This is a genomic window from Micromonospora sp. WMMD736, assembly GCF_049179015.1.
In the GTDB taxonomy this organism is placed as follows: Bacteria; Actinomycetota; Actinomycetes; order Mycobacteriales; family Micromonosporaceae; genus Micromonospora.
Window position 1 is genome coordinate 6915393 of the sequence record NZ_JBMHMI010000001.1, and the last position, 20455, is coordinate 6935847.

The following is a 20455-nucleotide window of genomic DNA, read 5'->3' on the forward strand; positions in this document are numbered from 1 at the left end:
GATGGACGAGGTGACCCGGATTCCGGTCGGCGGCGAACGACCGTACGACGTGCTGGTCGGACGCGACCTGCTGGGCGCGCTGCCGGGGCTGCTGCCCGGCGCGACCCGGGCGGCGGTGCTGCACACGCCCCCGCTCAAGGCTCTGGCCGACGCGCTCGGTGAGCGGCTGCGCGCGGCGGGGGTCGACCCGCTGCCGATCGAGGTGCCCGACGCGGAGTCGGGCAAGCAGATCGACGTGGCGGCGGCCTGTTGGGACCGCCTCGGCGCGGCGGGTTTCACCCGTACCGACGCGGTGGTCGGGGTCGGTGGCGGCGCGGTGACCGACCTGGCCGGGTTCGTCGCGGCCTGCTGGCTGCGCGGGGTGCGCTGGGTGCCGGTCGCGACCTCCCTGCTGGGCATGGTGGACGCGGCCGTGGGTGGCAAGACGGGGATCAACACCGCCGCCGGCAAGAACCTGGTGGGCGCGTTCCATCCGCCGGTCGGTGTGCTCGCCGACCTGGCCACCCTCGACAGCCTGCCCGCCGTCGACCTCGCGGCCGGGCTGGCCGAGGTGGTCAAGTGCGGGTTCATCGCCGACCCGGTGATCCTGGATCTCGTCGAGCGCGACCCCGTGGCGGCGACCGACCCGCGCGGGCCGGTGACCCGGGAGCTGATCGAGCGGGCCATCCGGGTCAAGGCTGAGGTGGTCGCCGGCGACCTGCGGGAGTCGGGCCTGCGGGAGGTGCTCAACTACGGTCACACCCTGGCGCACGCGATCGAGCAGCACGAGGGCTACCGCTGGCGACACGGCCACGCGGTCGCGGTCGGCCTGGTGTACGCCGCCACGCTGGCCCGGCTCGCCGGCCGACTGGACGCCCCGACCGCCGACCGGCACCGGAGCGCCCTGACGGCGCTCGGCCTGCCGGTGAGCTACCCGGCCGAGGCCTGGCCGCGGTTGCTGGCCACGATGCGGGTCGACAAGAAGGCCCGGGGCGCCCGGCTGCGGTTCGTGGTGCTGGACGGGCTGGCCCGCCCGGCGATGCTGGAGGGCCCGGACGACGCCCTGCTCGAAGCCGCCTACCGCGAGCTGGCCACTCCATGAGGGTGTACGTGCTGAACGGGCCGAACCTGGGTCGGCTGGGCACCCGGGAGCCGACCGTGTACGGCTCGACCAGCTACGCCGACCTGGTGGCGCTCTGCGAGGCCACCGGTCGGGAGCTGGGACTCGACGTCACGGTCCGGCAGACCGACGCGGAGCATGAACTGCTCGGCTGGCTGCACGACGCCGCCGACGAGGGGGCCGCCGTGGTGCTCAACCCGGCCGCCTGGTCGCACTACTCGTACGCGGTGCGCGACGCCTGCGCGATGCTGCGGGGGCCCCTGGTCGAGGTGCACATCTCGAACATCCACACCCGCGAGGAGTTCCGGCACCATTCGGTGATCTCCGCGGTGGCGACCGGGGTTATCTGCGGCCTGGGCATCGACGGCTACCGTCTCGCCCTGCACCACCTGGCCGTCGGCGTCGACTGAACCACCCCATCCCGCAGTTTCACCCACAGTGATATCGCCGACGCTCAACGGTGTCACTGCTGGTGGTCGCCTCGTTGCCCGCTGAAGGGGAGCGTCCTGCTGCTTCGCCTCCTTTGCTCTGCTTCAACGGAGGCAACACCTCTCCTGAGCTGCCAATCTCTGCGTTGGGTCGGGGTGGGGTGCCGATCATGGTGTGGCACGGACCGTGACTGTTGCGTCCGTTGAAGCAGAGCAAAGGGTCAAGGACGTGCGCGCGACAGCAAGTCCATGGTGACGGGGAGTGATGGCCGGTGCGCATCAGACGTCGGTTTGCGCGGCTGGCGACCACGGCGGGTAAAGCGTCTCGGCGCAGCTTGTAGACTTGCCGGGTCTGTCCGCCAATTGATGATCAAGGCAGGAAATGGCCTCCACCAACGACCTCAAAAACGGCCTGGTACTCAACCTTGACGGCGAGCTCTGGTCCGTCGTCGAGTTCCAGCACGTCAAGCCTGGTAAGGGTGGTGCGTTTGTCCGCACCACGCTGAAGAACGTGCTGTCCGGGAAGGTGGTCGACAAGACCTTCAACGCGGGCACCAAGGTCGAGACCGCGACCGTGGACAAGCGCACGATGCAGTACCTGTACGCCGACGGCGAGGACTTCGTCTTCATGGATCTGGAGACCTTCGACCAGATCACCGTGCCCGGCGGCACCGTCGGGGAGGCAGCCAACTACCTGCTGCCCGAGGCGGAGGCGACTGTCGCCACCCACGAGGACGTGCCGCTCTACATCGAGCTGCCCACCAGCGTCGTGCTCGAGGTCACCTACACCGAGCCGGGTCTGCAGGGTGACCGCTCGACCGGCGGCACCAAGCCGGCGACCGTCGAGACCGGCGCCACCGTGCCGGTTCCGCTGTTCATCACCACCGGTGAGAAGATCAAGGTCGACACCCGCGACGGCCGTTACCTCGGCCGCGCCTGATGGCTGAGGGTCCCAAGCAGCAGATGCCGGCGCGCCGCAAGGCGCGCAAGCGGGCGCTGGACGTCCTGTACGAGGCCGACCTGCGGGATCGTCCGCCCGTCGAGGTCCTGGCCGGTTACCTCCAGCGCATCGAACAGCCCCGCCCGGAGCACCTGGGCTACACCGTGGGGCTGGTCGAGGGGGTCGCCGAGCACCTGGATCGGATCGACGAGCTGGTCGCCAGCTACGCCGAGGGCTGGACCCTCGACCGGATGCCGGTGGTCGACCGCAACCTGGCCCGGATCGCCGTCTACGAGCTGCTCTACGTCGACGAGATCGACGACGCGGTGGCGATCAGCGAGGCGGTCGAGCTGGCCCGGCAGATGTCGACCGACGACTCGCCGCGCTTCCTCAACGGTGTGCTCGGCCGCATCGCCGAATACGCCACCCGCTGAGCCGACGCGAGCACCGCGAACGAGAAGGGCCCGTGCCACCGGCACGGGCCCTTCTCGTCGAACGGCAGATCAGGTGAAGCGACAGCTCAGGAGGCGAAGAACGCCCGGGGGTCGGCCACCAGCACGCCGTGCTCGGTGAGCCGCTCGATCAGACCCGACGGTGAGGCGTCGTAGACGATGGCGAGCGCCCGGAGGTCGTCGGCGCGGATGGAGAGCACCCGGCCGTTGTAGTCACCGCGCTGCTGCTGGATCGCGCGGGCGTAGCGGGCGACGTAGGCCAGGTCCTCGGAGGCCTCGTCGTAGAGCCGCTCCAGGTCCAGGACGATCTTGCTGGTGGGCTCGTGCCGGACACCGCTGCCGTCGGGCAGCAGCTCCGAGACGGGGACACGGTAGAACTCGGCCAGCTCGGCCAGACGGGACACCGTCACGGCCCGGTCGCCACGCTCGTACGAGCCGACCACCACGGCCTTCCACCGCCCGTTCGACTTCTCCTCCACACCCTGCAGGGAGAGGCCCTGCTGCTGGCGGATGGAGCGCAGGCGGGCGCCCAGAGATTTGGCGTATTCAGAGGGCATTGACACTCCCAGTGCTGCTCGGGGTTCTCCCGTCGATCGCTACGGAGCGTGACGGTACGGGGAATGGGACACCTGGTCAAGTGGTCGTGACCTTACCGTTGGGGAGCGCCGAGGGGGCCACCGGTGTTTCGTGGATCTGATCCGGTGATCAGCGGCCGCTGTCGGCCGGCGCGGTGACCACTGGTAACGTGGCGTGAAGCCCCGGCCAGGGCGGCTCGCGCTCCCCGGCCGGAGGTGCCCGACATCCTTTAACGACCCGTCCCGTGAGGCGGGGAAGGAGGTCCGCCGTGGCGTCCCCACCGGCTGCCCGCCCGTCACCACTGCGACAACCCTCGGTGAAGGTGATCCTCGCCAGCGCCGACGTGCAGCGGGTGGTCGACCGTATCGCCCACCAGATCCTGGAGAAGACCCAGGGCGCGGCCGACACCGTACTTCTCGGGATTCCCACCCGGGGTGTGCCCCTCGCGCGGCGGCTCGCCGCCCGGATCAGCACCTTCGAGGACGTGGTCGTCCCGGTCGGTGTGCTCGACATCACGCTCTACCGCGACGACCTGCGCCGGCACGCCACCCGCGCGATCGGCCCCACCCAGGTGCCCAGCGGCGGCATCGACGGCAAGAGGGTGATCCTCGTCGACGACGTGCTCTTCTCCGGCCGCACCGTGCGGGCCGCGCTCGACGCGCTCAACGACGTCGGCCGCCCGGCGTCCGTGCAACTCGCCGTGCTGGTCGACCGCGGCCACCGCGAGTTGCCGATCCGCGCCGACTACGTCGGCAAGAACATCCCCACCGCGCTCGCCGAGAGCGTCAAGGTCACGCTCGCCGAGACCGACGGAACGGACGAGGTCAAGCTCTACGGGGGAGCTCACTCATGATCAAGCACCTGCTCTCCGGCGCGGACCTGGACGCCGCCACCGCCACCGAGATCCTGGACACCGCCGCCGAGATGGCCACCGTCGCCGGCCGGGAGATCAAGAAGCTGCCCGCGCTGCGCGGCCGCACGGTGGTGAACCTCTTCTACGAGGACTCCACCCGGACCCGGATCTCGTTCGAGGCGGCGGCGAAGCGACTGAGCGCCGACGTGATCAACTTTTCCGCCAAGGGGTCCAGCGTCACCAAGGGCGAGAGCCTGAAGGACACCGCGCTGACCCTGCAGGCGATGGGCGCGGACGCGGTCGTCGTACGGCACCCCGCCTCCGGTGCCCCGCACCGGCTGGCCAACTGGGTGGACGGGTCGGTCGTGAACGCCGGCGACGGCACCCACGAGCACCCCACCCAGGCGCTGCTCGACGCGTACACGATGCGGGCCCGGCTGGGCCGGCTCGCCGGCCTGTCGGTCGCGGTGGTCGGGGACGTGCTGCACTCCCGGGTGGCCCGCTCCAACGTGCTGCTCCTGTCCACCCTCGGCGCGAAGGTCACCCTGGTCGGGCCGCCCACCCTCATCCCCGTCGACATCGCCGGAGCGCTCGCCCCGGGCATCGACGTGTCGTACGACCTCGACGCGGTGCTGCCGAACGTGGACGCGGTGATGATGCTGCGCGTGCAGCGGGAGCGGATGCGGGATTCCTACTTCCCCTCCGCCCGCGAGTACGCCCGCCGCTACGGGCTGGACGGTCCTCGGATGCGTCGCCTGCCCGAGCACGCGATCGTCATGCACCCCGGTCCGATGAACCGCGGGATGGAGATCACCCCCGAGGTCGCCGACTCACCCCGCTCCACCATCGTCGAACAGGTCACCAACGGGGTCTCCGTCCGGATGGCCGTCCTGTACCTGCTGCTCGGAGGGAACAACCGGTGACCGCGTACCTCATCACCAGCGTGAGCATCGTCGGCGCCGCGCCGACCGACCTGCTGATCCGCGACGGCGTCGTCGCCGAGGTCGGTCCGGGGCTGTCCGCGCCGGACGCCACCGTCATCGACGGAACCGGCCTGGTGGCCCTGCCCGGCCTGGTCGACCTGCACACCCACCTGCGCGAGCCCGGCCGGGAGGACGCCGAGACCGTCGAGTCCGGGTCCCGGGCGGCGGCGCTGGGCGGTTACACGGCGGTCTGCGCGATGGCCAACACGTCGCCGGTCGCGGACACCGCCGGTGTGGTCGAGCAGGTCTGGCGACTCGGCCGGGAGGCCGGGATGGTCGACGTGCAGCCGATCGGGGCGGTCACCGTCGGGTTGGCCGGCGAGCGCCTCGCCGAGCTGGGGGCGATGGCCGACTCCGCCGCCCGGGTACGGATCTTCTCCGACGACGGGCACTGCGTCGCCGACCCGTTGCTGATGCGTCGGGCCCTGGAGTACGTCAAGGCGTTCGACGGGATCATCGCCCAGCACGCCGAGGAGCCCCGCCTCACCGAGGGCGCCCAGATGCACGAGGGTGAGGTCTCCACCCGCCTCGGGCTGATCGGCTGGCCGGCGGTCGCCGAGGAGGCGATCATCGCCCGGGACGTGCTGCTCGCCGAGCACGTGGGCAGCCGACTGCACGTCTGCCACGTCTCCACCGCCGGCAGCGTCGAGGTGCTGCGCCAGGCGAAGGCACGCGGCGTACGCGTCACCGCCGAGGTCACCCCGCACCACCTGCTGCTCACCGACGAGCGTGCGGAGAGCTACGACCCGGTCTTCAAGGTCAACCCGCCGTTGCGGACCGCCGCCGACGTCGCCGCGCTGCGCGCCGCGCTCGCCGAGGGCGTGATCGACATCATCGCCACCGACCACGCCCCGCACGCCGTGGAGGACAAGGAGTGCGAGTGGGCGTACGCCCGGCCGGGCATGCTCGGCCTGGAGACGGCGCTGTCCATCGCGCTCGACGTGCTCGGTCCCGAGTGGGACCTGATCGCCGAGCGGATGTCCCGCGTCCCCGCCCGGATCGCGGGACTGACCGGGCACGGTGTCGATCCCGCCCCGGGCGTCCCGGCCACCCTGACCCTGGTCGACCCGGCCGCCCGCCGCACCATCGAGCCGGCAGAGCTGGCCAGCCGCAGTCGCAACACCCCGTACGCCCGCATGACGCTTCCGGGTCGCATCGTGGCGACCTTCCTGCGCGGCGAGCCGACGGTCCTGGACGGAAAGGCAATCAAGTGACGCGTAGACGTTCCGCGATCCTCGTGCTCGAGGACGGGCGCACGTTCCCCGGTGAGGCGTACGGCAGCGTGGGGGAGACCTTCGGCGAGGCGGTCTTCACCACCGGGATGACCGGTTACCAGGAGACGCTTACCGACCCGTCCTACCACCGCCAGGTGGTCGTGCAGACCGCCCCGCACATCGGCAACACCGGCGTCAACGGCGAGGACGACGAGTCCGGCCGGATCTGGGTGGCCGGGTACGTCGTGCGCGACCCGGCCCGGATCGGCTCGAACTGGCGGGCCACCGGCGGTCTCGAGGACCGGCTCGCCACCGAGGGCGTGGTGGGCATCAGCGGGGTGGACACCCGGGCGCTGACCCGGCACCTGCGCGAGCGGGGCGCCATGCGGGTGGGCATCTCCAGCGTCGAGAAGGACCCGCAGAGCCTGCTGGCCCGGGTCCGGCAGTCACCGCAGATGGTCGGCGCGGACCTGTCCGCCGAGGTGACTACCCCCGAGCCGTACGTCGTCGACGCGATCGGCGAGCACCGGTTCACGGTGGCCGCGCTCGACCTGGGCATCAAGCGAAATGTGCCGCGCCGGCTGGCCGCGCGTGGGGTGACCACCCACGTGCTGCCGGCCTCGTCGAGCATCGAGGACCTGCTCGCCACCGGCGCCGACGCGATCTTCCTGTCGCCCGGACCCGGCGACCCGGCCACGGCCGACGGTCCGGTGGCGGTGGCCCGGGAGGCGCTGCGGCGGCAGGTGCCGCTGTTCGGCATCTGCTTCGGCAGCCAGATCCTCGGTCGGGCGCTCGGCTTCGGCACCTACAAGCTGGGCTACGGGCACCGGGGGATCAACCAGCCGGTGCTCGACCGGGCCACCGGCAAGGTCGAGGTGACCAGCCACAACCACGGCTTCGCCGTCCAGGTGCCGGGCGTCGGCGCCGTCGTCCCGGACCAGGTGATCGACACCGACTTCGGTGGCGTGCGGGTGTCGCACGTCTGCCTCAACGACAACGTGGTCGAAGGGCTGCGGGCCGTGGACGTGCCCGCCTTCACCGTCCAGTACCACCCGGAGGCGGCAGCCGGCCCGCACGACGCCGACTACCTCTTCGACCGTTTCGCCGAGCTGATCGAAGGCGGTAAGAATGCCTAAGCGGACCGATCTCAAGCACATCCTGGTGATCGGCTCCGGGCCGATCGTCATCGGGCAGGCCTGCGAGTTCGACTACTCCGGCACCCAGGCCTGCCGGGTGCTGCGCAGCGAGGGGATCCGGGTCAGCCTGGTCAACTCCAACCCTGCCACGATCATGACCGACCCCGAGTTCGCCGACGCGACCTACGTCGAGCCGATCACCCCGGAGTTCGTCGAGCTGGTAATCGCCAAGGAGCGCCCGGACGCGATCCTGCCGACCCTCGGCGGGCAGACCGCGCTGAACACCGCCGTCGCCCTGCACCACAACGGCGTCCTGGAAAAGTACGGCGTCGAGCTGATCGGCGCGAACATCGACGCCATCAACCGGGGCGAGGACCGCCAGCTCTTCAAGGAGATCGTCGCGAAGGCCGGCGTACGCCTCGGCGTCGAGGACCCGGCCACGCTGGTGCCCCGCTCCCGGGTGTGCCACTCCATGGACGAGGTCGAGGCGACCGTCGCCGAGCTGGGTCTGCCGGTGGTGATCCGGCCGTCGTTCACGATGGGCGGCCTGGGCTCCGGCATGGCGCACACCCCGGAGGACCTGGCCCGCATCGCCGGTGACGGCCTGGCGGCCAGCCCGGTGCACGAGGTGCTCATCGAGGAGAGCGTGCTCGGCTGGAAGGAGTACGAGCTCGAGCTGATGCGCGACCGGCACGACAACGTGGTGGTGGTCTGCTCCATCGAGAACATCGACCCGATGGGCGTGCACACCGGCGACAGCGTCACCGTGGCACCGGCCATGACGCTCACCGACCGGGAGTACCAGCACCTTCGTGACCTGGGCATCGCCGTGCTGCGCGAGGTCGGGGTGGACACCGGCGGCTGCAACATCCAGTTCGCGGTCAACCCGGTCGACGGCCGGATCGTCGTGATCGAGATGAACCCTCGGGTGTCGCGTTCCTCGGCGCTGGCCTCCAAGGCGACCGGTTTCCCGATCGCGAAGATCGCCGCGAAGCTGGCCATCGGCTACACGCTCGACGAGATCCCCAACGACATCACGTTGAAGACCCCGGCGGCGTTCGAGCCGACCCTGGACTACGTGGTGGTGAAGATCCCCCGGTTCGCGTTCGAGAAGTTCCCCGGCGCGGATCCGGAGCTGACCACCACCATGAAGTCGGTGGGCGAGGCCATGAGTCTCGGGCGCAACTTCACCGAGGCGCTGAACAAGGCCATGCGGTCGATGGAAACCAAGGCGGTCGGCTTCTGGACCCAGCCCGACCCAGCGGGCGTCACTCTCGCGGACACCCTGGCCGCGCTGCGCGTCCCGCACGACGGCCGGCTCTACACCGTGGAGCGGGCGCTGCGTCTCGGCGCGTCGATCAGCGAGGTGAGCGAGGCGTCCGGCGGCATCGACCCCTGGTTCCTGGACCAGATCGCCGCGCTGATCGAGCTGCGGACCGAGATCGTCGACGCGCCGGTGCTCGACGCCGACCTGCTGCGTCGCGCCAAGCGGGCCGGCCTCTCCGACCGGCAGCTCGCCGCGCTGCGCCCGGAGCTGGCGGCCGAGGACGGCGTACGCGCCCTGCGGCACCGCCTCGACGTCCGCCCGGTCTACAAGACCGTCGACACCTGCGCGGCCGAGTTCGAGGCCAGCACGCCCTACCACTACTCGTCGTACGACTCGGAGACCGAGGTCGTGCCGTCGGACCGGCCGAAGGTGCTCATCCTGGGCTCCGGCCCGAACCGGATCGGTCAGGGCATCGAGTTCGACTACTCGTGCGTGCACGCCGTGCAGGCGCTGCGGGCGGCCGGCTACGAGACCGTGATGGTCAACTGCAACCCCGAGACGGTGTCGACCGACTACGACACCGCCGACCGGCTCTACTTCGAGCCGCTGACCTTCGAGGACGTCCTGGAGGCCTGGCACGCGGAGGACTCCTCCGGCCGGGCGGCCGGAGGCCCGGGCGTGGTCGGTGTGGTCGTGCAGCTCGGCGGGCAGACCCCGCTGGGGTTGGCGCAGCGGCTCAAGGACGCGGGCGTGCCGGTGGTCGGCACCTCGCCGGAGTCGATTCACCTGGCCGAGGAGCGGGGCGCGTTCGGCGCCGTCCTGGCCCGCGCCGGGCTGCGCGCGCCGGCACACGGCATGGCCACCTCGTTCGACGAGGCCAAGACGATCGCCGACGAGATCGGCTACCCGGTGCTGGTCCGTCCGTCCTACGTGCTCGGTGGGCGCGGCATGGAGATCGTGTACGACGACCCGACGCTGCGCGACTACATCGGCCGGGCCACCGACATCTCCGGCGACCACCCGGTGCTCGTGGACCGGTTCCTGGACGACGCCATCGAGATCGACGTGGACGCCCTGTGCGACGCCGACGGCGAGGTCTACATCGGTGGCGTGATGGAGCACATCGAAGAGGCCGGTATCCACTCCGGAGACTCGTCCTGCGCGCTGCCGCCGATCACCCTCGCCGGCTCGCACCTGGCCGAGGTCCGCCGGTACACCGAGGCCATCGCCCGGGGTGTCGGCGTCCGCGGTCTGCTCAACGTGCAGTACGCCCTCAAGGACGACGTGCTCTACGTGCTGGAGGCGAACCCGCGCGCGTCGCGGACGGTTCCGTTCGTCTCGAAGGCGACGGCGGTGCCGCTGGCCAAGGCGGCGGCCCGGATCGCGCTGGGCGCGACCATCGCCGAGCTGCGTGCCGAGGGTCTGCTCCCGGCGACCGGGGACGGCGGGACGATGCCCGCCGACGCGCCGATCGCGGTCAAGGAGGCGGTGCTGCCGTTCAAGCGCTTCCGGACCCGTGCGGGCAAGGGGATCGACTCGCTGCTCGGCCCGGAGATGAAGTCGACGGGTGAGGTGATGGGCATCGACACCAACTTCGGGCACGCCTTCGCCAAGAGCCAGTCGGCCGCGTACGGCTCGTTGCCGACCGCCGGGAAGATCTTCGTGTCGGTGGCCAACCGGGACAAGCGCGGCATGATCTTCCCGATCAAGCGGCTGGCCGACCTGGGCTTCGAGATCGTGGCGACCGCCGGTACCGCCGAGGTGCTGCGCCGGCACGGCATCGCCTGCGAGCAGATCCGCAAGCACTACCAGGCCGGCGAGGGCGACGACGCGGTGTCGCTGATCCTCCGTGGCGACGTCGCACTGGTGATCAACACGCCGCAGGGCTCGGGCGCGAGCGCCCGCTCGGACGGCTACGAGATCCGCAGCGCGGCCGTCACCGCCGACATCCCCTGTATCACCACGGTTCCCGGCGCCGCCGCGGCCGTGATGGGGATCGAGGCCCGGATCCGGGGTGACATGCGGGTGCGCCCGCTCCAGGATCTGCACGCCACCCTGCGGGCGGCGCAGTGACGGTGTTCGAGCGGGTCGTCCGGCCAGGGTTGTTCCGGCTCGGCGGCGGGGACGCCGAGACGGCGCACGAGTGGACGCTGCGGCGGTTGGCCGCGCTGTCGCGGCGTCCCGCCGCCCTGGCCGCGCTGCGGGCCCGGTACGCGGTCGAGGCGCCGCGCACGGTCTTCGGCGTGCGGTTCCCCAACCCGGTCGGGCTGGCCGCGGGCATGGACAAGGACGGCGCGGCGCTGCCGGCGTGGCCCTCGCTCGGCTTCGGCTTCGTGGAGGTCGGCACGGTCACCGCGCACGCCCAGCCGGGCAATCCCCGGCCCCGGCTGTTCCGGCTGCCGGCCAGCGAGGCCATCGTCAACCGGATGGGCTTCAACAACGCCGGGGCCGCCGCGCTGGCCGCCCGGCTGGCGGCGCTACCGCGCCCGATCGGGGTGCCGTTGGGCATCTCGCTGGGCAAGTCCAAGGTGACCCCGCTCGACGAGGCGGTCGAGGACTACCTCACCTCGTACCGGGCGCTGCGGGGGCACGGCGACTACTTCGCGGTCAACGTGTCCTCGCCGAACACCCCGGGCCTGCGGTCGTTGCAGGACCGTGCCCACCTCGACGCGCTGCTCGGCGCGCTGGTGGGGGAGAAGCCGGTGCTGGTCAAGATCGCACCCGACCTGACCGAGGCGGCCATCGCCGAGCTGCTGGAGGTCTGCCTGGCCCGGGGAGCCGCCGGGGTGATCGCCACCAACACCACCCTGTCCCGCGACGGGCTGGCCGCGGTGGACACCGCGCGCGGCGCCGAGGCCGGTGGTCTGTCCGGCCGGCCGCTGACCGGCCGGGCCCGGGACGTGGTGGCCTTCGTGCACCGCGAGACCGGCGGCCGACTGCCGATCATCGGCGTCGGTGGGGTGCTCGATGCGGACGACGCCACCCGGATGTTCGACGCCGGCGCCGCCCTGGTGCAGCTCTACACGGGCTTCATCTACCGGGGCCCGGCCCTGGTCCGCGCCGCGGCCCGCGCGGCGACCACAGCGGCGGCGCCGGACCCGGTCGCCGGGCGGTGACCGGCCCGGGTCCGCTGCTGGCCCTGCCACGCGCCGCGCCGCGCCGGCTCTACGCCAGGAATTCGCCCCTGCAGCGCCCGGCCGTTCATCGGCGAGGTGCTGCGCTGCCGGCAGCCATCGGCTCCTTTGCTCTGCTTCAACCCGCGCAACGGCCGGCGTCCGATATCCGGACACCGAACGTTGCCTCCGTTGAAGCAGAGCAAAGGATGAGAAGGAACGGCCCGACCGGCGGCCTGACGACCGCCGCCCGGGCCGCTGGCGCCCGGGCCGCTGGCGCTTGGAAGGAGTACGCGTGACACCCGAGGAGATCCTGGCCGTCGACCGGGCGCACGTCTGGCATCCGTACGCCACGCTGCCGCCGACCAACGCGCCGTTCGTGGTCCGCAGCGCCGAGGGGGTACGGCTGAGGTTGGCCGACGGCCGGGAGCTGGTGGACGGGATGTCGTCCTGGTGGGCGGCGGTCCACGGCTACCGGCACCCGGTGCTGGACGCGGCCGTCACCGACCAGCTCGGGCGGATGAGCCACGTGATGTTCGGCGGACTCACCCACGAGCCCGCCGTACGGCTCGCGCGGACGCTCGTCGAGCTGGCCCCGGACGGGTTGGAGCACGTGTTCCTGGCCGACTCCGGGTCGGTCAGCGTCGAGGTGGCCGTGAAGATGTGCCTGCAGTACCAGCGGGCCGTCGGACGGCCGGAACGGCGGCGGCTGGCCACCTGGCGGGGCGGGTACCACGGCGACACGTTCCATCCGATGAGCGTCTGCGACCCCGAGGGCGGGATGCACCACCTCTGGGGTGACGTGCTGCCCCGGCAGGTCTTCGCGCCGGTGCCGCCGGGCGGGTTCACCGATCCGCCGGACGAGGCGTACGTGGCGGCGTTGGTGGACGCCGTCGAGCGGCACGCCCACGAACTGGCCGCGGTCATCGTGGAACCGGTGGTGCAGGGCGCGGGCGGGATGCGTTTCCACCACCCCGGCTACCTGCGGGTGCTGCGTGAGGTGACCCGCGCGCACGGGGTGCTGCTGGTCTTTGACGAGATCGCCACGGGGTTCGGCCGTACCGGCACGATGTTCGCCGCCGAGCACGCCGGGGTGTCCCCGGACGTGATGTGCGTGGGCAAGGCACTGACGGGCGGCTACCTGACCCTGGCCGCGGCGCTGTGCACTCCGGAGATCGCCCGTGGGATCTCCGCTGACGGCGTCCTGGCGCACGGTCCGACGTTCATGGGCAACCCGCTGGCCTGCGCGGTCGCCAACGCCTCCATCGGCCTGCTACAGGAGGGCGACTGGGCGGCACAGGTGTCCCGGATCGCCGCGGGCCTGCGCGCCGGCCTGGAGCCGCTGCGCGCCGCGCCGGGCGTGGCCGACGTGCGGGTGCTCGGGGCGATCGGTGTGGTCCAGCTCGACCACGACGTCGACCTGGGCGCGGCCACCACGGCCGCCGCCGACCAAGGCGTCTGGCTGCGGCCCTTCCGCGACCTGATCTACACGATGCCGCCGTACGTCACCGACGACGCCGACCTGGCCCGGATCGCGGCCGGGGTGGCGGCGGCCGTGGCGGCCGGCTGAGCGGGAACCGACAAGCATCCCGGGAGGCGGTCCGCCGCCCGGACGACAAGAGGGGAAGTACGCCGATGGAGAGCTTCGGTACCCGGCTGCACCGGGCCGTGACCGAGCGCGGACCGCTCTGTGTGGGCATCGACCCGCATCCCGGCCTGCTGGCCCGGTGGGGCCTCGCCGACGACGTCGACGGTCTGGACCGGTTCACCCGAACCGTGGTGGATGCGCTCGGTGACCGGGTTGCGGTTGTCAAGCCTCAGTCGGCCTTTTTCGAGCGATTCGGATCCCGCGGTGTGGCGATTCTTGAGTCAACTATCCGACAGTTACGAGAAGCCGGATCGCTCGTTCTGCTCGACGTCAAGCGGGGCGACATCGGCTCAACGGTCAGCGCGTACGCCTCCGCGTACCTGGATCCATCCAGCCCCCTGTATGTCGACGCGGTCACGGCCAGTCCCTACCTGGGAGTAGGTTCGTTGGCGCCGATGTTCGAGTTGGCCGCCGAACACGGCGGTGGTGTCTTCGTGCTGGCGCTCACCTCCAACCCCGAGGGCGCGGCCGTGCAGCGGGCCCGTACGTCCGACGGACGCACCGTCGCGCAGACCGTGATCGACGAGATTTCCCAGCTCAACAGCGGTGCGAACCCCCTCGGCAGCTTCGGTCTGGTGGTCGGGGCGACCATCGGTGACACCGGTCATGACCTCTCCACCGTGGGGGGTCCGCTGCTCGCTCCGGGGCTCGGCGCGCAGGGTGCGGGCGCCGCCGATCTGCGTACCGTCTTCGGCTCCAGCCTCGCCGCGGTGCTGCCGTCGTACTCCCGCGAGGTCCTGTCGGCGGGACCGCACGTCGACGCCCTGCGGGCCGCCGCGGAGCGGGTGCTGGGTGAGTGTCGGGCCGTTCTGGCTGCCCGGTGACTGACTGACGGCTCGGTCACTTTGCGGTGATCATCGCGCGCCCACGTTGCCGAAAGCTCCGTTGACCGCTAGTTTTCCCCGCGCTGGGAACCATGGACCCCTTGGTTCACAGCGACACCACGTTTCACAGATGCGGCGGTGCGCCCCGCCCGCCGCGATAGGGACCTGAGGAGAACTGGTGCCGCTCCCGTCACTGACCCCCGAACAGCGCGCTGCCGCGCTCGAGAAGGCCGCGGAGATCCGCAAGGCCCGTGCCGAGCTGAAGGAGCAGCTCAAGCAGGGCAAGACCACCCTTGGCGCCGTCCTCGAGCGCGCCGAGAGCGACGACGTCGTGGGCAAGCTCAAGGTTTCGGCCGTCCTGCAGGCGATGCCGGGCATTGGCAAGATCCGGGCTACCCAGATCATGGAGAAGCTCAAGATCGCCGACAGCCGTCGTCTGCGCGGCCTCGGCGAGCAGCAGCGCAAGGCACTGCTTGGAGAGTTCGCCGCCAACTGAACCTGGCAGCGTGTAGAAACAAGCAGTGAGCACGGATGACGAGGCGCGCCCGGCGGCTCGGCTCACTGTCCTGGCTGGACCTTCGGGTTCCGGCAGGGAGAGTGTCGTCGAGCTGGTCCGGGCGCGTTTCCCGTCCGTGTGGATCCCGGTGCCGGCAACGACCAGGCCGCGCCGGGACCCGGAGGTGGACGGCGAGCAGCGGCTCTTTATGGCCCCGGCCGAGTTCGAGCGCCGGGTCGCCGCCGGCGAGCTGCTGGAGTGGTCCCGGATCGGCGCGTACCGCCGGGGGACCCTGCACCCGCCGCTGCGCGCCCGGCTCGACGCCGGGCAGCAGGTCCTGCTTCCGCTCGACGTGACCGGGGCCCGGCTGGTGGGGAAACGACTGCCCGACGCGCGTCTGGTGCTGCTGATCCCGCCCGGACGCTGGCCCGACGCCGCCGTCGCGGCCGCCTTCGCGGACACCCTCACGCACGACCTCACCGATCGGGTGGCGGACGAACTGGTAGGCTTACTCGGTTCAACTTATCCGGATCCGGCCTGGTCGCGCCTGCGCGGCTGACGGCCGGCCGCCGTCGGGACTCAGCACCGCGTCCGCGCGGTTCGAAAGACGCAGAGGTTAATTCGTGGGATCCATCGCCAACCCCGAAGGCATCACCAACCCGCCGATCGACGAGCTCCTCGAGAAGACGACGTCGAAGTACGCGTTGGTCATCTTCGCCGCCAAGCGTGCGCGCCAGGTCAACGCCTACTACAGCCAGCTCGGTGAGGGCCTCCTGGAGTACGTCGGCCCGCTCGTCGAGACCACCCCCCAGGAGAAGCCGCTCTCCATCGCCATGCGCGAGATCAACGGCGGCCTGCTCACCGCCGAGCCGACCGACCAGCCGTAGGTCCGTCCCCGTCGATGTCCGCCTCGATCGTCCTCGGGGTCGGCGGCGGAATCGCTGCCTACAAGGCATGTGAGCTGCTGCGACTCTTCACCGAGTCGGGCCACCGGGTCCGTGTCGTGCCGACCGCGTCGGCGCTGAGATTCGTCGGTGCGCCGACCTGGGCGGCGCTCTCCGGCCAGCCGGTCGCCGACGACGTCTGGTCCGACGTGCACGAGGTGCCGCACGTCCGCCTCGGCAAGCAGGCCGACCTGGTGGTGGTCGCGCCGACCACGACCGACCTGCTCGCCAAGGCCGCCCACGGGCTCGCCGACGACCTGCTGACCAACACGTTGCTGACCGCCCGTTGCCCGGTGGTGCTGGCCCCGGCCATGCACACCGAGATGTGGGAACACCCGGCCACCGTCGCCAACGTCGCCACGCTGCGTTCCCGGGGCGTCCGGGTCATCGAGCCGGCCGTCGGGCGGCTCACCGGAGCCGACACCGGCAAGGGTCGACTGCCCGACCCGGCGGAGATCTTCGCCGTCGCCCGCCAGGTCCTCGCCCGGGGCGCCGCCGCCCCGGCGGACCTGACCGGTCGCCGGTTGGTGGTCACCGCCGGGGGCACCCGCGAGCCGCTGGACCCCGTCCGCTTCCTCGGCAACCGCTCCTCGGGCAAACAGGGCTACGCCTTCGCGCGTTCGGCGGTCGCCCGGGGCGCCCGGGTCACGCTGATCGCGGCCAACGTCTCGCTCGCCGACCCCGCCGGGGTCGACCTGGTCCGGGTGGGCACGACCGCCGAGCTGCGCGAGGCGACCCTGAAGGCCGCCGCCGAGGCCGACGCGGTCGTGATGGCGGCGGCTCCGGCCGATTTCCGACCGGCGACGTACGCGCCTGGCAAAATCAAGAAGTCGGACGACGGTGTCGCTCCCACCATCGAGCTCGTCACGAACTCGGACATCGCGGCGGAGCTCGGCCAGCTCAAGCGACCGGAGCAGGTGCTGGTGGTGTTCGCCGCCGAGACCGGCGACGCGGAGGCCAACGGCCGGGCGAAGCTGGCCCGCAAGCGGGCCGACCTCATCGTGATCAACGAGGTCGGTGCGGACCGGGTCTTCGGCGCCGACACCAACACGGTGACGGTCATCGGCGCGGACGGCTCGGTGAGCCGTCTGCCGGAGCAGGCCAAGGAGGCGGTGGCCGACACCGTGTGGGACCTCGTCGTGGCGCGGCTGGCCAGCCGCTCCTGACGGGTGGAACAGAGCGCGACCGATCCCGACACCGGCCGCAGCGGTGACTAGACTGCCGCGGAACGACATCACACGCTTAGGAGTGCCGTGACACGCCGCCTCTTCACGTCCGAATCGGTCACGGAAGGCCACCCGGACAAGATCGCCGACCAGATCAGCGACGGCATCCTCGACGCGCTGCTCGCCGAGGACCCGCACAGCCGGGTCGCGGTCGAGACCATGATCACCACCGGCCAGGTGCACATCGCCGGCGAGGTCACCACCAAGGCGTACGCCGACATCCCGACCATCGTCCGTCGGACCATCCTCGACATCGGCTACGACTCGTCGAAGAAGGGTTTCGACGGCGCCTCCTGCGGGGTCAGCGTCTCGATCGGCGCGCAGTCCGAGGACATCGCGCAGGGCGTCGACAACGCCTTCGAGCTGCGGACCGGGGCGTCGGAGAGCGCGCTGGACGCCCAGGGCGCCGGCGACCAGGGCATGATGTTCGGCTTCGCCTGCTCGGAGACGCCGGAGCTGATGCCGCTGCCGATCGCCTTGGCCCACCGGCTGGCGCGTCGGCTCGCCGCGGTCCGCAAGGACGGCACGATCCCGTACCTGCGGCCGGACGGCAAGACCCAGGTCACCATCGAGTACGAGGGGCTGCGCCCGGTCCGGCTGAACACCGTCGTGGTGTCCAGCCAGCACGCCGCGGACATCTCGCTGGAGTCGCTGCTCACCCCCGACGTGCGGGACTCCGTCATCGCGCCCGAGCTGGAGAGCCTCGGCCTGGACACCGACGGTTACCGGCTGCTGGTCAACCCGACCGGCCGGTTCGAGATCGGTGGCCCGATGGGTGACGCCGGACTGACCGGTCGCAAGATCATCGTCGACACCTACGGCGGGTACGCCCGGCACGGTGGTGGCGCGTTCTCCGGCAAGGATCCGTCCAAGGTGGACCGGTCGGCCGCGTACGCGATGCGCTGGGTGGCCAAGAACGTGGTCGCCGCCGGCCTCGCCGAGCGGTGCGAGGCGCAGGTCGCCTACGCCATCGGCAAGGCGCACCCGGTGAGCCTCTTCATCGAGACGTTCGGCACCGAGACCGTGCCGGTCGCCTCGATCGAGAGCGCCGTCTCCGAGGTGTTCGACCTGCGCCCGGCCGCGATCATCCGGGACCTCAACCTGCTCCGCCCGATCTACCAGCAGACCGCCGCGTACGGCCACTTCGGCCGGGAGCTGCCGGACCTGACCTGGGAGAGCACCGACCGGGCCGCCGACCTCAAGTCGGCCGCGGGAGCCTGACCGCCACCAGGCGTAGCGACCGGCGACCCGCTGACGGGTCGCCGGTCGCGCGCGTCTGCGTGGACGTGCCGCTGGCGCACCTGGATCGCCCGTTCGACTACCTCGTGCCGGCCGAGCTGGACGACGTCGCGGTGCCCGGCACCCGAATCAAGGTGCGTTTCGCGGGCCAGCTGGTCGACGGTTGGCTGCTGTCCCGGGCGGACGACTCCGGGCACACCGGTCGGCTCGCCTACCTGGAGAAGGTCGTCTCGCCGGAGCCGGTGCTGACCCCCGAGGTCGCCCGCCTGGCCCGCGCGGTCGCCGACCGGTACGCGGGCAACCTCGCCGACGTCCTCCGGCTCGCCGTGCCACCCCGACACGCCCGCGTCGAGAAGGAGCCCCACGACGAGGAGTCCACCTCGGAGGCCGCGCCGGGGCAGCCGGTCGACCCGAGGGGGTGGCGGGACTACCCGGCCGGCCCGGCGCTGTTGCGGGCGCTCACCGACGGCCGGCCCGCCCGCGCGGTCTGGTCGGCGCTGCCCGGCGAGGACTGGGCCGCCCGCTACGCCGACGCCGTGGCCGCCACCGTCGCCGGTGGGCGCGGCGCGGTGGTCGTCGTGCCGGACGCACGCGATCTCGACCGTCTCGACGCCGCGCTGACCGCGGTGCTGGGCCCGGGGCGGCACGTCGCTCTCTCCGCCGCCCTCGGGCCGGCGCGGCGCTACCGGGCATTCCTCGCCGCCCGGCGAGGGCAGGTGCCGGTGGTCATCGGCACCCGGGCGGCGATGTTCGCCCCGGTACGCCGGCTCGGCCTCGTCGCCGTCTGGGACGACGGGGACGACCTGCACTCCGAACCCCGCGCGCCCTATCCGCACGCCCGGGACGTGTTGCTCACCCGGGCGCGGCTCGGTGACGCCGCGGCGCTGGTCGGTGGGTACGCGCGGACGGCCGAGGCGCAGTTGCTGCTGGAGACCGGCTGGGCCCGCGAGGTGGTCGCCGACCGGGCGACGGTGCGGGCGCGGATACCGGCCATCGCGCCGACCGGCGACGACCCGCAGCTCGCCCGTGACCCCGGTGCGGCCACCGCCCGGCTGCCCAGCCTGGCCTGGACGGCCGCCCGCGACGCGCTCCGGGCGGGCCTGCCGGTGCTCGTACAGGTGCCCCGGCGCGGCTACCTGCCGTCGGTCTCCTGCGCCGACTGCCGCACCCCGGCCCGCTGCGCGCACTGCGCCGGCCCGCTCGCCCTGCCGTCGGCCGGTGGCACCCCCGCCTGCCGGTGGTGTGCCCGGGTCGCCGCCGCGTACGCCTGTCCCCAGTGCGGCGGGCGGCGGCTGCGCGCGGCGGTCACCGGCGCCCGGCGTACCGCCGAGGAGCTGGGCCGGGCGTTTCCCGACGTGCCGGTGCGGACCTCGGGACGCGAGGAGGTGCTGACCGACGTGCCCGGCACGGCCGCCCTGGTCGTCGCCACGCCCGGCGCCGAACCGGTCGCGGCGGGCGGCTACGGCGCGGTGCTGCTGCTCGACTCGTGGGCCCTGCTGACCCGGGCCGACCTGCGTGCCGGCGAGGAGGCGCTGCGCCGCTGGCTGGCCGCGGCGGCCCTGGCCCGCCCGGCGCCGGCCGGCCGCGTGGTGGTCGTCGCCGACGGCGCGCTCGCCCCGGTGCAGGCGCTGCTGCGCTGGGACGCCGCCTGGTTCGCCGGCCGGGAGTTGGCCGAGCGCCGCGAGTTGGGCTTCCCACCGGCAGTCCGGATGGCGAGCGTCACCGGCGGGGCCGAGGCGGTGGCCGACCTGCTCGCCGCGGCCCACCTCCCCGCCGACGCCGAGGTGCTCGGGCCGGTGCCGGCCGACGAGGGGCGCGAGCGGATGCTCCTGCGGGTGCCCCGGGCGCGGGCCGCCGCGCTCGCCGAGGCCCTGCACTCGGCCGCCGGGCTGCGCGCGGCCCGCAAGGCCGCCGACCCGGTTCGTCTCCAGGTCGATCCGCTGAGCCTGTTCTGACCGTTTCACGAGGGTGGCGGGTGGGCGCGGCGACCGGTGCCCGCACACCGCGTCCGGCGGGG

At 72.2% G+C, this 20455-nt stretch carries 19 protein-coding genes; 18 read left to right on the forward strand and 1 reads right to left on the reverse strand.

The features are described 5' to 3' along the window. Window position 1: 1 nt before the first annotated feature. From aroB to nusB, 4 genes are all read left to right on the forward strand, one after another. A complete protein-coding gene (gene aroB, locus ACN269_RS31445) occupies window positions 2-1081 on the forward strand; it encodes a 3-dehydroquinate synthase (RefSeq protein ID WP_421475954.1) in 1080 nt (359 codons plus the stop codon). After that, window positions 1078-1509 carry a type II 3-dehydroquinate dehydratase gene (aroQ, locus tag ACN269_RS31450; RefSeq protein WP_421475956.1) on the forward strand — a complete coding sequence of 144 codons (432 nt, stop codon included), beginning with the start codon at window positions 1078-1080 and terminating at the stop codon, window positions 1507-1509. The genes aroB and aroQ overlap by 4 nt, the downstream gene beginning before the upstream one ends. Window positions 1510-1909: 400 nt before the next feature. Continuing rightward, window positions 1910-2467: an elongation factor P gene (efp, locus tag ACN269_RS31455; protein ID WP_355053076.1), complete on the forward strand. Its 558-nt coding sequence runs from the start codon at window positions 1910-1912 to the stop codon at window positions 2465-2467. Between the two features lie 23 nt (window positions 2468-2490). Next, the gene (gene nusB / locus ACN269_RS31460; RefSeq protein ID WP_421476680.1) at window positions 2491-2901 is read left to right on the forward strand and encodes a transcription antitermination factor NusB; all 411 of its coding nucleotides are present in this window, start codon (window positions 2491-2493) and stop codon (window positions 2899-2901) included. A gap of 86 nt (window positions 2902-2987) precedes the next feature. Here the strand turns inward: nusB and ACN269_RS31465 are convergent, their stop codons facing one another. Then, window positions 2988-3476, reverse strand: coding sequence for a transcriptional regulator (locus ACN269_RS31465; RefSeq protein WP_007458348.1), 489 nt, complete (start codon window positions 3474-3476; stop codon window positions 2988-2990). Window positions 3477-3763: 287 nt separating this feature from the next. On the opposite strand from ACN269_RS31465, the gene pyrR reads away from it, so the two are divergent. From pyrR to ACN269_RS31535, 14 genes are all read left to right on the forward strand, one after another. After that, on the forward strand, window positions 3764-4348 hold the full coding sequence (pyrR, locus tag ACN269_RS31470; protein ID WP_421475958.1) for a bifunctional pyr operon transcriptional regulator/uracil phosphoribosyltransferase PyrR: 585 nt from the start codon (window positions 3764-3766) through the stop codon (window positions 4346-4348). Further along, window positions 4345-5271, forward strand: a complete 927-nt coding sequence (locus tag ACN269_RS31475; RefSeq protein WP_421475960.1) for an aspartate carbamoyltransferase catalytic subunit — start codon at window positions 4345-4347, stop codon at window positions 5269-5271. Before pyrR ends, ACN269_RS31475 begins: the two co-directional genes overlap by 4 nt. After that, the gene (locus ACN269_RS31480; protein ID WP_421475962.1) at window positions 5268-6545 is read left to right on the forward strand and encodes a dihydroorotase; all 1278 of its coding nucleotides are present in this window, start codon (window positions 5268-5270) and stop codon (window positions 6543-6545) included. Before ACN269_RS31475 ends, ACN269_RS31480 begins: the two co-directional genes overlap by 4 nt. Beyond that, window positions 6542-7681: a glutamine-hydrolyzing carbamoyl-phosphate synthase small subunit gene (gene carA / locus ACN269_RS31485; RefSeq protein WP_421475964.1), complete on the forward strand. Its 1140-nt coding sequence runs from the start codon at window positions 6542-6544 to the stop codon at window positions 7679-7681. The genes ACN269_RS31480 and carA overlap by 4 nt, the downstream gene beginning before the upstream one ends. After that, window positions 7674-11021, forward strand: a complete 3348-nt coding sequence (gene carB / locus ACN269_RS31490) for a carbamoyl-phosphate synthase large subunit (RefSeq protein WP_421475966.1) — start codon at window positions 7674-7676, stop codon at window positions 11019-11021. Before carA ends, carB begins: the two co-directional genes overlap by 8 nt. Further along, window positions 11018-12064, forward strand: coding sequence for a quinone-dependent dihydroorotate dehydrogenase (locus ACN269_RS31495; protein ID WP_421475967.1), 1047 nt, complete (start codon window positions 11018-11020; stop codon window positions 12062-12064). The genes carB and ACN269_RS31495 overlap by 4 nt, the downstream gene beginning before the upstream one ends. Before the next feature lie 292 nt (window positions 12065-12356). Next, window positions 12357-13631, forward strand: coding sequence for an adenosylmethionine--8-amino-7-oxononanoate transaminase (locus ACN269_RS31500; protein WP_421475969.1), 1275 nt, complete (start codon window positions 12357-12359; stop codon window positions 13629-13631). Window positions 13632-13696: 65 nt separating this feature from the next. After that, window positions 13697-14533, forward strand: a complete 837-nt coding sequence (gene pyrF / locus ACN269_RS31505) for an orotidine-5'-phosphate decarboxylase (protein WP_421475971.1) — start codon at window positions 13697-13699, stop codon at window positions 14531-14533. A 178-nt stretch (window positions 14534-14711) separates the two neighbouring features. Continuing rightward, window positions 14712-15029 (forward strand): integration host factor, actinobacterial type, encoded by a 318-nt coding sequence (gene mihF / locus ACN269_RS31510; protein WP_007458370.1) that lies wholly within the window; start codon window positions 14712-14714, stop codon window positions 15027-15029. A 25-nt stretch (window positions 15030-15054) separates the two neighbouring features. Beyond that, the gene (locus ACN269_RS31515) at window positions 15055-15588 is read left to right on the forward strand and encodes a guanylate kinase (protein ID WP_421475972.1); all 534 of its coding nucleotides are present in this window, start codon (window positions 15055-15057) and stop codon (window positions 15586-15588) included. A 64-nt stretch (window positions 15589-15652) separates the two neighbouring features. After that, a complete protein-coding gene (gene rpoZ / locus ACN269_RS31520; protein ID WP_074318577.1) occupies window positions 15653-15916 on the forward strand; it encodes a DNA-directed RNA polymerase subunit omega in 264 nt (87 codons plus the stop codon). 14 nt (window positions 15917-15930) lie between these two features. Further along, the gene (gene coaBC, locus ACN269_RS31525) at window positions 15931-17139 is read left to right on the forward strand and encodes a bifunctional phosphopantothenoylcysteine decarboxylase/phosphopantothenate--cysteine ligase CoaBC (protein ID WP_421475975.1); all 1209 of its coding nucleotides are present in this window, start codon (window positions 15931-15933) and stop codon (window positions 17137-17139) included. An 87-nt stretch (window positions 17140-17226) separates the two neighbouring features. Beyond that, the gene (metK, locus tag ACN269_RS31530) at window positions 17227-18420 is read left to right on the forward strand and encodes a methionine adenosyltransferase (RefSeq protein WP_355624166.1); all 1194 of its coding nucleotides are present in this window, start codon (window positions 17227-17229) and stop codon (window positions 18418-18420) included. Between the two features lie 59 nt (window positions 18421-18479). After that, the gene (locus ACN269_RS31535; RefSeq protein ID WP_421475976.1) at window positions 18480-20393 is read left to right on the forward strand and encodes a primosomal protein N'; all 1914 of its coding nucleotides are present in this window, start codon (window positions 18480-18482) and stop codon (window positions 20391-20393) included. Window positions 20394-20455 lie beyond the last annotated feature (62 nt).